We start from the raw sequence: 12,784 nt of genomic DNA on the forward strand, positions 1-12,784 counted from the left end.
TTCGATGTATACCGTGTTGGATGTACAACGGAGGTGAGCGAGAATGTCAGCATGCTGGAGCTCGCCATCCTCGGATTCCTCTACGACACCCCGCTCCACGGCTATGAACTGCGCAAGCGCCTCACGGCGCTGACAGGGCACGTGAAACCGGTCGCCGAGAGCACGCTGTACCCCGCCATCAAGCGGCTGGAGAAGGCCGGCCTGCTCGCCCGCGCCACGGAGCCCGGGGCAGTGGCCGCTCCGCGTCACGTCCTGACGCTGACCCAAGGGGGCCGTCAGGAACTGCGCCGCCGACTTGCCGAGCCCGACCCGCGTGACATCAGCGACGAGAACCGGTGGTTCACGGTGCTCGCCTTCCTGCGGCACCTGGACGACTCGGCGGCCCAGTCCGCGGTGCTGCGACGCCGGCTGACCTTCCTCGAAGAACCCGCGAGCTTCTTCTACGACGGTGATCGGCCCCTTGGCGCCGAGGAGTTGGACGATCCCTTCCGGCGCGGCATCCTGACCATCGCGCGGGCCACCTCCAGGGCCGAACTCACATGGCTGCGCGAGACGATCGCTTCACTCGACGGCTGACGGGCCGATCTGCCGCACAGGGCAGCCGTGGACGCCAGGCACCGGACGAGTGCCGAGATCATCGAGCCGAAAGCCGTTCGGGTAGCCCTTGATCTCCCAGTTCTGCCGCGCGAAGTGCGGCGCCCGGCGCGGCGGCAGCAGACGCACCGCACGGCCACGCGCGCGTACCGCTCGTCGCACGAGGGTGCGGGTGGCCGCGCTCGGCGTCGGGTAACGGAAGGCACGCAGGAGCGAGTCGTCGAGCAAGGCGAGTGTCGAGGCGCGCAGCAGGGGCGCGAGGGGGCGCGGGTACCAGGAGGCCATCAGGTCGAGCGTCGCGTCCGAGACCCGCCGCGCATTCTCGTCCCAGCCGAAGCGGGCCGCCTCGTAGGCGTCGAGGCAGGTCTCGAAATCCTCATAGGACTCGGGGACGTCCTGGATGCCCATGGACCCGCCCAGCGTGCCGTAGTGGACGGTGGAGGCGATGATCTCGTGGCGGGAGAGCCTGCGCCAGCCGTAGGCGTCGATCCACCGCCTGGGCATGACGACGAACGTGCACAGTACGTACCGCAAGTCGTCGTTGCTGATGTCGTAGCTGCCGTGCATCTGATTGATCCGACGGATCGCCGTGCGACCCTGCTCGCTGTCGAAACCGTGCTCGACGACGGCACCCAGGAGCAGCGAGGTGTCGTCGTAGCGCTTCTGCGTGCGGTCGGTCAGCTCGGCTGTCTCGGCGAGCAGCCGGCCGATGGCTGGCACGGCGTACGTGCGGTAGAGCGCGAGCTCGAGCGCCCGCGTGAAGTCCCACGGGAATTCGTACGCCGAGGTGAGCCGGTAGATCTCCGAAGCTTCGCGGAACGGGTCCATCCGCCGGATCTGTTCGAGCCGCTCGAAGCGCTTCACCGTGCTGTCCCCCTTCTGTCGCCGAGGCTCCAACTCTACGTTGAGTAGGGGAAGATGGACGATCAGTCACGCAGGGGGAAGGTGGTCACTATGTGGGGCAGGGTGCGGGAGTGGTGTGCGAGAGTTCTCCGCTCCTTTCGCACGGAGGCGGACACCGGCAAGGACAAGCGTGCGCACAACCTCTTCGAGGCCGCCGCCGTGTATGTGTCGGCTTGCGCGGAGGACGACCAGGAGCAGATCGACGAGGCCGCCGGCTGGGTGTCTCCCGAGGCGCTGTCGTTCGGGGTGAGCGAACTGGCGTGCCGGGCCGTCATCGCGCTCGCCCGGGAACGCGACGAGTCTCCGCAGGCCGTCGCCCGGACCCTCCTCGGGCTCCCGGCGGCCTGACACCGCGGACGATCTCGGTCGATTCGCCCCGACCGGCCGGAAAACTGCAGCTCCGGGTGTGCCTGGGAGTCGTGACAAGCGGCTTCCGGTCGCACTAGGGTGCGCGCCGATGGACGAACCGATGGGGAGGCTGGGATGGCAGAGACGGACGAGGAGGCCGTCGCCGCCGAGGACGATGCGCTGTACGTGCTCACGGCGGTGCTGCTGACGCCGGCGAAGTTCCCGAGCGTGCTGGGCGACGACTACCCGGAGGCCTGCGCGGCGCTCGGTCTCGCGCCGCTCGCCGACGGATACGGCCTGGTCATCGGCCAGGACGGCGACGGCGCCCGGTGGACGGTCGTCATCGACGACGTCTCCCTGGTCGCGGTCGCCATCGCGTCCTGGGACTGCGGCATGGAGTACGACCTGTCGCCCGACGAACGTACGGTCGTGGCCGCGCTGCCCGGCTGGCCCCTCGCGGTCGCCGTCGCCGCCCCGAATGTGCCCGCGCCGCACGATCCCGACCCCGAGATCGCTGACGGTCCGCCCCTCGCGCCGCCGGACACGAGCGTGTGGGGGCCGGCCCAGCGGCGGCTGGGCGCCGACGAGATCGCCCTGCAGTGGGCGACATGGCGCGAACAGATCGACGACGCCGACTTCGCGACGCCGGGCGCCGGGGCGGACACCGCCAAGGACGCGGACGACGCCGAGGTCCAGGGACCAGAGGCCGAGAACGCCGAGAAGACCGAAGAGCCCGAGGAGACCGAGGAGACCGAGGAGACCGAGGAGACCGAGGAGACCGAGGAGACCGAGAAGCAGGGCGGCCACAGCGGTATCCGGCGCGTGCTCGCCGAGGCACGCGCGTACGTGGAGTCCCCGCCGCCCCTCGGTCGCGTCCGGTCCTCCTTCGCCTCGGGCGACGCGCGGACCCTGCGCGCGGACGGCCCGGGCTGGTCGCTGGTCGCCAGGACCGACGACATCGCTTTCGTGCTCCTCGACGACGAGCCCGGCGAGGTCCTGCCGGTGGGCCGCGGCGCGGAACTGCCCGGCCTCCTGGAAGCGCTCGACAAGATGGCGGTACGCCCCTCCTGAGCTCTCCCAAACCCCTCCTGACCTGCGCACCGAGGGGCACAGCAGTGTGCCCGGACGGACCTGCCGGTGTCTGGTGACCCCACTCGGCGGCAGCGTCACATGTGGCCCCAACCCATGGATGGCTCGGCAGAAGGACCGCACCATGAGGCAGCCTTCACGGCTCCGCTCCCTCATGTGCCCGTCCCTTCTGCCTGGAGGCCGTCATGCGCCTGTCCCGAGGTGTTCCGCTCCTCGCCGCCACACTGCTGGCCGGCGTCCTCAGCCGGCCGATTCCCGCGGCAGCCACGGCGGTCGGCGAGCAGCACTGCGCCCGTCAGGAACTCGTACGGGTGCCCGGCGCGGCCTTCCAGCAGGGCGCCTGCCTTCCGGATCTGACCACGTCGGGGCTCGCCGGCACGCCTTACACCGACATGGCCGACCAGGCCGGCCTCACGGCACGGGGCACCCGGACCCCGACCGGAGTGCCCGGTATTCAGATCGACGGCTACTTCCCGGACTCCTCCCGCTTCAACGCCACACACGGGTGGCGTCACGACGCACAGTTCGTGATCCGGCTCCCGGATCGCTGGAACGGCGGGCTGGTCGTCACCGGCGCCCCAGGCACCCGCGGGCAGTACGCGACGGACACGGCGATCTCCGATCAGGTTCTCGCGCTGGGCTACGCCTACGCGGCGACCGACAAGGGCAACAACGGCTCCGACTTCTACCGCGACGGCAAGCGGCCCGGTGACGCGGTCGCCGAGTGGAACGCGCGCACCACTCAGCTCACCCGGGCCGCCCGCAAGGCGGTGGCCCAGCGCTACGGGCAGGCTCCCCGACGTACGTACATGACCGGTATCTCCAACGGCGGCTACCTCACCCGCTGGCAGCTGGAGAACCATCCCGAGCTGTACGACGGTGGCGTGGACTGGGAGGGCGCCCTGTGGACCGCTGACGGCCCCAACCTGCTGACCTCGCTGCCCACCGCAGTGGCACGCATGCTCGGCTCCGCACGCGACGAGGACCTGTACGCGGTCGGCTTCGCGCGCGGCTCGGAATTTCTGTGGCCCTACCACGAGCAGGCCTACTGGGGCGTCACGCAGAAGATCTACCGTGCCGAGTTCGACCCGGCATACGACCCCGGCTGTCCAGGCCCGTCCGCCGGGACCACGCCGGAGCAGATCCTGGCACCGTGCGCCTCCGATGCCACGTACGACTACGCGTCGCGCCCGGCGTCCGTCCGTCGCGCTGTGGCCCGCGTCGCTCTGACCGGGCGCATCGGCAAACCGCTGATCACGCTGCACGGCGATCTGGACGCGCTGCTGCCGAAGGCTGCCGACTCGGACGTGTACGCAGGCATGGTGGACGCGAGCGGGCGGGGCCCACTGCACCGGTACTTCACGATCGCGGGCGGCACGCATGTCGACGGGCTGTACGACACCTATCCGGACCGGCTCCGGCCGATCCTGCCCTGCTACCGGTCGGCGTTCGACACGCTGGTCGCGTGGGTGGAGCGGGGCACCCGACCGCCCGCGGACCATACCGTCGGCAGGCCCGCGAGCGGCGATGTGCTCAATTCCTGCGCACTGTCCCGCCCGGCCGCACCAACGGCCGGGCGATGATCAGCGACCGAGTTCCTTGCGCGTGGCGCGGCGCAGCCTGCGCCGCTGGGACGGGTCGAGCGTGAGGTAGGCGGCGGCCGGGACTCCCAGGATTATCAGGAGCGCGGCCCACCAGGGCAGCCAGATCAACAGGATGAGACCGGCCGCCACACCTCCCGCGGCGATCTTCGCGTTCTTCGACATGTGCGTCGCCTCCTTCGCGGCCACTGCCGCTCTCTGTCCTGAAAACGGGCCCGCGCTTCCGGCGGTTCCGAACCGCGACCCTGAGACGACCCTGAGGTACGGCCCTTACTGGTCGCGGAGATCCGGTGACGACCGTTGTCCGATGCCCCTTGCCCGTTGGCCGAAGCCCGAAGGCCGATGCCCGAAGGCCGATGCCCGAAGGCCAGTGTCCGATGTTCGTTGCCCGATCGACGCGCCGGATTCCGCACAAGAGGGATACCCACGCCGACCGGAGAGTGACTCAGATCATAGATCTCACATTTCGACTGGGCCGTCGATTGCTGTATCCTCGGCCACTCGATCCTGGGTAGTCAAATTTGAGGAGTGCTGCAGAGCTGTGCCGAGGCTTTCCGAGGCAACACCGTCCGAGATCTCCGACCTGGCCGACTGCTGTGCCGTGTTCGTACCCGGTGACCCGGCCCGCACCGGCCGGGTCGCCTTCTGGCGAGCTGACGGGGGCGCTGTTCCGCTCGCCGCCGCCCGTTCCGCCGAGGATCTGACCGTCGAGGACCTGACCGTCGCCCTGCCCGGCGAGGACGGTGTCGAGCTGGTGAGCGTGCCGACCGTCCTGGTGCCGGTACGCGCCGCCCTGCCTGTGCTCACGCGCGCGCGTGCGTCCGCGCAGGCTCACCGAGCGGCCGTCTTCTGGGGCACGGCGACCGTATTCGCCCTGCAACTCGTGGCTCGCGGACTGCTCTTGCCCGGCCTCTCGGCGGACGATCACGACGCCTGGCGCGCCGGCCCTCTGCGCCCCGAGGACGTCGAACGCGTTCGGGCCCTCGCCGCTGCGATGCCTCCCGAGGCGCATGCCGTGCCGCTGGGCGACGTGGAGCCGCTGATGCTGCCGGATCCGGAACGGCTGCTGCGGGCCTTCCTGGACGCGGTCGCCGACGCACTCCCCCGCTCCCCCGCGGCGAAACTCGTCACGGGCGCTCCCGCCTACGCGGCCCAGGAGTCGCAGCACGTGCCCGAACAGCGCGCATGGGCCGCGGATGTCGCCGCGGGCCACGACGCGGGCGTACGGCTCTCCCTGCGGCTCGAGGTGCCCGGCCTCGCCACGGCACCGCAGGATGCCGCGGCTCTCTCGTTCCGAGCTGTTCTGCAGCTGCACAGCGTGCGTGATCCGGCGCTCGTCGCCGACGCCGCCGACGTGTGGGCGGGTTCCGGCGCCTTCGGCCCACGCGCGCGGCTGGACGCCCTGCTGGCACTGCGCCGCGCGGCTCGCGCCTGGGCGCCGCTCACGCCGCTGCTCTCGGCGGCCGTGCCGGACGCGGTGGAACTGGCCGACGACGAGGTGACCGGCCTCCTTCAGGAGGGCGCTCGGGCCCTCGCCGGAGCCGGCGTCGATGTGCACTGGCCCAAGGAGCTGACCCGCAACCTCACCGCCCGCGCGGTGATCGGCCCGCCGGACGAGGAGTCCGCGCCGGGCCGGGTGTCCTCGGACACCCCGTCGTTCCTGACCGCCGACGCGCTGCTCGCCTTCAACTGGTGGTTCGCACTGGGCGACCAGCGGCTCACGCGCGAGGAGCTGGACCGGCTGGCCGAGGCGAACCGCCCCGTGGTGCGGCTGCGCGACCAGTGGGTCCTCGTCGATCCTCAGGAGGTGCGCCGCGCCCGCGCGCACCAGGACCACAAAGTGACGCCCATCGACGCGCTCGGCGCCGCGCTGACGGGCTCCACCGAGGTGGACGGCCGCCAGGTGGACGTCCGGCCCACGGGCTGGCTGGCGGCGCTGCGCGAGCGCCTCGCGGACCCGGAGGGGCAGGACCCGGTGGGCCAGCCTGCCGCGCTCGAGGCCACCCTGCGGGACTACCAGAGGCGCGGCCTGAGCTGGCTGGCCCGGATGACGTCCCTCGGCCTGGGCTGCTGCCTGGCCGACGACATGGGTCTCGGCAAGACGATCACGCTCATCGCGCTGCATCTGCACCGGCAGTCCGACGCCTCGTCCGCCGGCCCGACGCTGGTGGTGTGTCCGACCTCCCTGATGGGCAACTGGCAGCGCGAGATCGAGAAGTTCGCGCCCGGCACACGCGTGCGCCGCTTCCACGGGTCACGGCGTGACCTGGATGCCCTGGCGGACGGGGAGTTCGTGCTCACCACGTACGGCACGATGAGGCTGGACGCGCGTCGGCTCGCCGGGGTGGCCTGGGGCATGGTCGTGGCGGACGAGGCCCAGCACGTGAAGAACCCGTATTCGGCGACCGCGCGGGAGCTGCGCTCGATCGGCGCACGCGCGCGCGTGGCGCTCACCGGCACCCCCGTGGAGAACAACCTGTCGGAGCTGTGGGCGATCCTCGACTGGACGACGCCCGGCCTGCTGGGCCGCCTCGGCACCTTCCGCGCGCGCTACGCCCAGGCCGTCGAGGGCGGCCAGGACCCGGCTGCCGCGGAGCGTCTCGCCCGGCTCGTACGCCCGTTCCTGCTGCGCCGCCGCAAGTCGGATCCGGGCATCGCGCCGGAGCTCCCGCCGAAGACGGAGACCGATCGTGCCGTGTCCCTCACCACGGAGCAGACAGGCCTGTACGAGGCAGTGGTCCGCGAGACGCTCGCGGAGATCTCCGGCGCCGACAGCATGGCCCGGCGCGGCCTGATCGTGAAGCTCCTGACGGGCCTGAAGCAGATCTGCAACCACCCGGCGCAGTTCCTCAAGGAGGAGCGGCCGAGGATCGTCGGGCGCTCGGGGAAGCTCGAGCTCCTGGACGAGCTGCTCGACACCATCCTCTCCGAGGGAGCGAGCGTCCTGGTCTTCACGCAGTACGTGCGCATGGGACGCCTCATCGAACAGCATCTGGCGGCTCGTGGCATGCCCTCGCAGTTCCTGCACGGCGGAACACCGGTGGCCGAGCGTGAGGCCTTGGTGCGGCGCTTCCAGGACGGTGAAGTGCCCGTCTTCCTGCTGTCGTTGAAGGCCGCGGGAACCGGCCTGAACCTCACCCGCGCCGAACATGTCGTGCACTACGACCGCTGGTGGAACCCGGCGGTCGAGGCGCAGGCCACCGACCGCGCGTACCGCATCGGCCAAACCCGGCCCGTACAGGTGCACCGGCTGATCGCCGAGGGAACCATCGAGGACCGCATCGCCGACATGCTGAGCCGCAAGCGGAAGCTGGCCGACGCGGTGCTCGGCGCGGGCGAGGCTGCGCTCACGGAGCTGACGGACGCGGAGCTGGCCGATCTGGTGGAACTGCGAGGGGGCGCCCGATGACTCGACACGACGGTGACTTGGAGCGCACGTTCGCCGCGCTGCCGCCCGCGCATGGGCGGGGATTCGCCCAGACATGGTGGGGACGGGCCTGGCTGCAGGCGTTGGAGGAGTCGGCACTGGACTCTGGGCAGCTCAAGGCCGGCCGCAGGCTCGCGCGCGCGGGAGCGGTCGGCGCGGTGTCGGTGCGGCCAGGCCGCATCACGGCGGTTGTGCAGGGCCGCGACCGTACGGCGCACCGGGCCGACGTGCTGCTGGAGGAGATGTCCGCGGAACAGTGGGACCGTTTTCTGGACATGGCCGTCGAGCGGGCCGGGCATGTCGCCGCGCTGCTGGACCGCGACATGCCACCGCATCTGGTGGAGGACGCGGCCGCCAGGGGCATCGAACTGCTGCCGGGCATGGGCGATCTGGAGCCTGAGTGCGGCTGTGGCGCCTGGGACCACTGTGGGCACACGGCGGCCCTCTGCTACCAGGTGGCACGGCTGTTGGACCAGGACCCCTTCATCCTGCTCCTGATGCGCGGACGGGGCGAGCGCGAGCTCCTGGACGACCTGCAGGCCCGTAGCGCCGCCCCCGCGACCCCCTCGTCCGAGTCGTCCGAGGCGTCAACCTCGCCCGAGGCGGGAGGCGTGGATGCCGCTGAGGCGTATGCGACCGGCGACATCCTGCCGCCGCTGCCCGCCCTGCCCGAGTTGCCCGCTGAGCCGGGAGTGCCGCCGTCCCTGGACACCGAGACGCCTCCCGCGCCCGGTGTCGACCCGGCTGCCTTGGAGTTCCTGGCTGCCCGGACGGCCGCCGAAGCGCACCGCATGCTCGCGGAGGCGCTGCGGCCGGGTCCGGGACAGCAGGCCGGGGAAGTGGAGTTGACGCCCGACCAGGACGCGGTGCGCCTCGCCGCAGGCGCCCCTGTCGCCGACGTGGCGGAGCGGCTGGCCGACGGATCGGGACGCGGCCGGGAAGGGCTGGCGACGGCCGTGCGCGCCTGGCGACTCGGAGGAGTCGTCGCGCTGTCCGTGCTCGACGAGGAGTGGACCGTCGAGGGCGAAACGCTCGCACGCGCGCGTGCTGCCCTCGACTCGGCCTGGGACGAGGACGAACGGCCGACTCTGCGGGCGAAGGGCAACCGCTGGACGGTCGTCGGCGCGCCACGTCAGCTACGCCTGGGGCGGGACGGACGCTGGTGGCCGTACCGCAAGGACCGAAGCCGTTGGGTGCCCGCAGGGGGCCCTGCGCACGATCCGGCAACGGCTCTGGCCTCGGCGCAGATCAAGACCGAGGAGGCACAGCCGTAAGTCATGCCGGGCGGCCCCGCCAAGTGCCCGCCTGAAGCACGACATGCGGCGAACGAGCACGGCTGCTGGGCGAGTTCGGTCTCCTTGGAGCGGCCGACTCGAGGGAGACCGACGTCGGCTCGACGAGCGGTCGTCGCCCCGCGTTCATGCCGCAGTCGCACGGCGTTCCGCCTGAGCTTCAAATCTGGCCGCTGTCAGACAACTTGGTCTTCAGGAGGCCCGATGTCCCCGCATGCCACCGGCCGGCGCCACGCCCAACGTCTCGTCGCCGGGGGCGTACCCCTCGCCGTGATCGCGGCGCTCGCGGCTGCCGGTCCCGCCACCGGCGCGGGGAACAAGGGCGGCATCGCGAGCAAGAGCCGCGCCGCACACGTCGTGCACACGGCAACGCTCGGCGACATCCCGCTCGGCGCGTTCAGCAACGCGCTGCTGCCCGGCAGCATCGGCAACGACCGGGATGTGGACCTGGGCGGCATCGGCAGCGACATCTACCCGGCGGGCCGCAAGGGCGAGTTCTGGACCGTCACCGACCGCGGCCCCAACGGCCAGATCAAGGTGGACGGCACAAAGCGGCGGACGTTCCCCGTGCCCGGCTTCGATCCGGCGATCGTGAAGATCCGGGTGGCGGGAGGCGACGTGCGGGTGCTGGACGCGATCCCGATCACGACCACCTCCGGGAAGCCCGTCACCGGGCTGTCGAACCAGGCGAGCCGCGACGAGGCGCCGTACTCCTATGACGCGCGGACGCCTCTGGCGTACAACCCGAACGGGCTGGACACCGAGGGCATCGTGCGGGCCGCCGACGGGAGCTTCTGGCTCGTCGACGAGTACGGGCCCTCCCTTGTGCACGTCTCCGCGCGCGGGAAGGTCCTCACGCGCTACGCCCCCAAGGGGCTCGGCCTCACCGGCGCGGGCTACCCGGTGGTGGAGGCTCTGCCCTCCGTCCTGCTGCACCGGAAGATCAACCGCGGCTTCGAAGGGCTCGCCCAACTGCCCGGCGGCGACCTGGTGATGGCCGTGCAGAGCCCGCTGTCCCTGCCGGACACGGATGCCGGGGAGGCTTCTCGCACCACGCGCCTGCTGCGCTTCTCGCCGAAGAAGAAAGCGGTCACCGCGGAGTACACGTACCGCTTCGACCCGGTGAACGTGGTGGACCCGAGCGAGGACGACCCCTCCGAGCTGAAGATCTCCTCGGTCGTGGCCGTCGGCAGCAATCGGCTGCTGGTCGAGGAGCGCACCGACAAGGCCGCGCGGCTGCACCTGGTGCGCCTGGACCGCGCGGCGAACATCCTCGGCGGCCCCTGGGACGACGACACGACGTCACCGTCCCTGGAGCAGCTCGACGACCCGGCGGCCTCGGGTGTGCCGGTGCTGTCCAAGCGGCTGGTCGTCGACCTGGGCACTGTCAAGGGTGTGCCCGGGAAGATCGAGGGCATCGCGCGCGTGGACCGCGACACACTGGCCCTCATCAACGACAACGACTTCGGGATGACCGACGGCGACGGCGCGTTCGACGCCCAGGGCAGGCTCGTCGACAGCGGTATCGAGACGTCGGTGATCTACGTCCGGCTGCCGCGCGGCATCTGACGACCTGGGGCAGCTCGCCCGCCCGGGACGGGAGCGGCGCCCTAGGGCAGTTCGTCCGTGAGCGACGGGAGCAGCGATTCGAGATCACTCGGAAAGCCGCTCGGCAGCTCGGAGGGGAACCCCGACGGCAGTTCGGTCGGAAACCCTGACGGCAGTGATGTCGGCAGTTCGCTCGGCAGCTTGCTGGGGAGCTCGGTCGGGATGCTGAGGGACGGCTTGGGCGAGCTGCTGGTGCTCCCGGCGGGCGACTTCTCGTCGGGCGAGTCGTCGCTCCCGGAGAACATCAGCACCACGGCCACGACTGCCCCGACGGCCACGATTGCGGCGAGCAGGATGAACAGCGGCGTCCGCCGCCTCGGTCCATCGCCTCCGTCGGGTGATTCCGGGGGCGGCCAACCACCGTACGTGGGTGGGCCGCTGTCCCCCGGAGGGGGACCGTAGCCTCCGGGAGGCGGTCCGAAGCCACCACCCGGTGGCGGCGTGTCACCCGGCGGTCCTGGCGGCTGAGGCGGTACGGGCGGCATGGCCATACCGACAAGACTCGCGTCGTCCCGGTCAGGACGCGAGCCCTTCTCAGGAGTTGATACGGGCCCATGCCGTGGAGCGCACGATTCCGGAACATTCCTCGCGGAGACCGGTCCATCACCGGCACCCATTACCGGCACTCATTGCCCGTCCCGCGTGTGACTGGCCTCTGGACAGGCGGGTCACACGCGGTCGGGCACGCGCGCGTGGCCTCAGCCGCGCGCACCCAGCAGGTGGTCCATCGCCAGCTGGTCGAGATGCTCGAAGGCCATCCCGCGCGCGGCGGCCACCTCGACGTCGAACTCCTCGAAGGCCGTGCGGTCCGCGAGCAGCGACTTCAGGCCGTCCGCCGCCGTCGGCTGCGCCAGCTCGTCCAGGCGCGCGGCACGCAGGGCCTCCTGGACCTCCGGGTCGGCACGGAAGGCGGCCGAACGCTCCTTGAGGATGAGGTAGTTGCGCATGCAGCCCTCGGCCGACGCCCACACGCCGTCGAGGTCCTCGGTCCGCGGCGGCTTGAAATCGAAGTGACGGGGCCCGCTGTAACCGGCGCTCTCCAGGAGGTCGACCAGCCAGAAGGCGGCACGCAGGTCGCCGGCGCCGAAGCGCAGGTCCTGGTCGTACTTGATGCCGGACTGGCCGTTGAGGTCGATGTGGAAGAGCTTGCCCGCCCACAGCGCCTGCGCGATGCCGTGCGGGAAGTTGAGCCCGGCCATCTGCTCGTGCCCGACCTCGGGGTTGACGCCGTACAGCTCCGGGCGCTCCAGGCGCTCGATGAACGCCAGCGCGTGACCGACGGTCGGGAGCAGGATGTCGCCGCGCGGCTCGTTCGGCTTGGGTTCGATGGCGAACTTGAGGTCGTACCCCTGGGAGGTGACGTACTCGCCGAGGAGGTCGAAGGCCTCCTTCATGCGGTCGAGAGCCACACGTACGTCCTTCGCGGCGCCGGACTCGGCACCCTCGCGCCCGCCCCAGGCGACGTAGGTCCTGGCGCCCAGCTCGGCTGCCAGGTCGATGTTGCGGATCGTCTTGCGCAGGGCGTAACGGCGCACGTCGCGGTCGTTCGCGGTGAACGCGCCGTCCTTGAAGACGGGGTGGGTGAAGAGGTTGGTGGTGGCCATCGGCACCTTCATGCCGGTGGCGTCGAGTGCCTCGCGGAAGCGCTTGATGTGCGCCTCGCGCTCGGTGTCCGAGGACCCGAAGGGGATCAGGTCGTCGTCGTGGAAGGTGACGCCGTGGGCGCCGAGCTCGGCCAGGCGCTGCACCGTCTCGACCGGGTCGAGGGCCCGGCGGGTGGCCTCGCCGAAGGGGTCCCGTCCCTGCCAGCCGACGGTCCACAGGCCGAAGGTGAACCTGTCCTCGGGGGTGGGCTGGTAGCTCATGCCGCGGCTCCTCGCTTGCTGACGACTGCTTGCTACGACTATTTCGTCATGGCAGTT

11 protein-coding genes are annotated in these 12,784 nt (G+C 71.1%); 7 read left to right on the plus strand and 4 right to left on the minus strand.

Annotated elements, in window-relative coordinates:
- Positions 1 to 51: 51 nt before the first annotated feature.
- Positions 52 to 576 (plus strand): PadR family transcriptional regulator, encoded by a 525-nt coding sequence (locus ACZ7M7_RS20205; protein ID WP_383599085.1) that lies wholly within the window; start codon positions 52 to 54, stop codon positions 574 to 576.
- Here the strand turns inward: ACZ7M7_RS20205 and ACZ7M7_RS20210 are convergent.
- The gene (locus tag ACZ7M7_RS20210; RefSeq protein WP_472118703.1) at positions 562 to 1,458 is read right to left on the minus strand and encodes an oxygenase MpaB family protein; all 897 of its coding nucleotides are present in this window, start codon (positions 1,456 to 1,458) and stop codon (positions 562 to 564) included. The two genes, ACZ7M7_RS20205 and ACZ7M7_RS20210, sit on opposite strands and share 15 nt — an antisense overlap.
- A 90-nt stretch (positions 1,459 to 1,548) precedes the next feature.
- Between ACZ7M7_RS20210 and ACZ7M7_RS20215 the strand changes: the two genes are divergently transcribed.
- The 3 genes from ACZ7M7_RS20215 (at position 1,549) to ACZ7M7_RS20225 (ending at position 4,517) form a co-directional block, all read left to right on the plus strand.
- Positions 1,549 to 1,845 carry a hypothetical protein gene (locus ACZ7M7_RS20215; protein ID WP_383599090.1) on the plus strand — a complete coding sequence of 99 codons (297 nt, stop codon included), beginning with the start codon at positions 1,549 to 1,551 and terminating at the stop codon, positions 1,843 to 1,845.
- A 135-nt stretch (positions 1,846 to 1,980) separates the two neighbouring features.
- The gene (locus ACZ7M7_RS20220; protein WP_472118706.1) at positions 1,981 to 2,916 is read left to right on the plus strand and encodes a hypothetical protein; all 936 of its coding nucleotides are present in this window, start codon (positions 1,981 to 1,983) and stop codon (positions 2,914 to 2,916) included.
- Positions 2,917 to 3,119: 203 nt separating this feature from the next.
- Positions 3,120 to 4,517: a tannase/feruloyl esterase family alpha/beta hydrolase gene (locus tag ACZ7M7_RS20225; protein ID WP_472118708.1), complete on the plus strand. Its 1,398-nt coding sequence runs from the start codon at positions 3,120 to 3,122 to the stop codon at positions 4,515 to 4,517.
- Here ACZ7M7_RS20225 and ACZ7M7_RS20230 read toward each other — a convergent pair whose 3' ends face one another.
- Complete coding sequence (locus tag ACZ7M7_RS20230) at positions 4,518 to 4,700, minus strand: hypothetical protein (protein ID WP_031114931.1); 183 nt, start codon at positions 4,698 to 4,700, stop codon at positions 4,518 to 4,520.
- A gap of 376 nt (positions 4,701 to 5,076) precedes the next feature.
- On the opposite strand from ACZ7M7_RS20230, the gene ACZ7M7_RS20235 reads away from it, so the two are divergent.
- The 3 genes from ACZ7M7_RS20235 (at position 5,077) to ACZ7M7_RS20245 (ending at position 10,823) form a co-directional block, all read left to right on the plus strand.
- A complete protein-coding gene (locus tag ACZ7M7_RS20235) occupies positions 5,077 to 7,944 on the plus strand; it encodes a DEAD/DEAH box helicase (protein ID WP_472118711.1) in 2,868 nt (955 codons plus the stop codon).
- On the plus strand, positions 7,941 to 9,236 hold the full coding sequence (locus ACZ7M7_RS20240; protein ID WP_472118713.1) for an SWF or SNF family helicase: 1,296 nt from the start codon (positions 7,941 to 7,943) through the stop codon (positions 9,234 to 9,236). Before ACZ7M7_RS20235 ends, ACZ7M7_RS20240 begins: the two co-directional genes overlap by 4 nt.
- A 222-nt stretch (positions 9,237 to 9,458) precedes the next feature.
- Positions 9,459 to 10,823: an esterase-like activity of phytase family protein gene (locus tag ACZ7M7_RS20245; protein WP_472118716.1), complete on the plus strand. Its 1,365-nt coding sequence runs from the start codon at positions 9,459 to 9,461 to the stop codon at positions 10,821 to 10,823.
- A 41-nt stretch (positions 10,824 to 10,864) separates the two neighbouring features.
- On the opposite strand, the gene ACZ7M7_RS20250 is transcribed toward ACZ7M7_RS20245, so the two are convergent.
- Positions 10,865 to 11,140 (minus strand): hypothetical protein, encoded by a 276-nt coding sequence (locus tag ACZ7M7_RS20250; protein ID WP_472118719.1) that lies wholly within the window; start codon positions 11,138 to 11,140, stop codon positions 10,865 to 10,867.
- A gap of 420 nt (positions 11,141 to 11,560) precedes the next feature.
- Positions 11,561 to 12,727 (minus strand): xylose isomerase, encoded by a 1,167-nt coding sequence (xylA, locus tag ACZ7M7_RS20255; protein WP_472118722.1) that lies wholly within the window; start codon positions 12,725 to 12,727, stop codon positions 11,561 to 11,563.
- Between the last annotated feature and the right edge of the window lie 57 nt (positions 12,728 to 12,784).

Source organism: Streptomyces sp. NPDC111606, assembly GCF_055656945.1.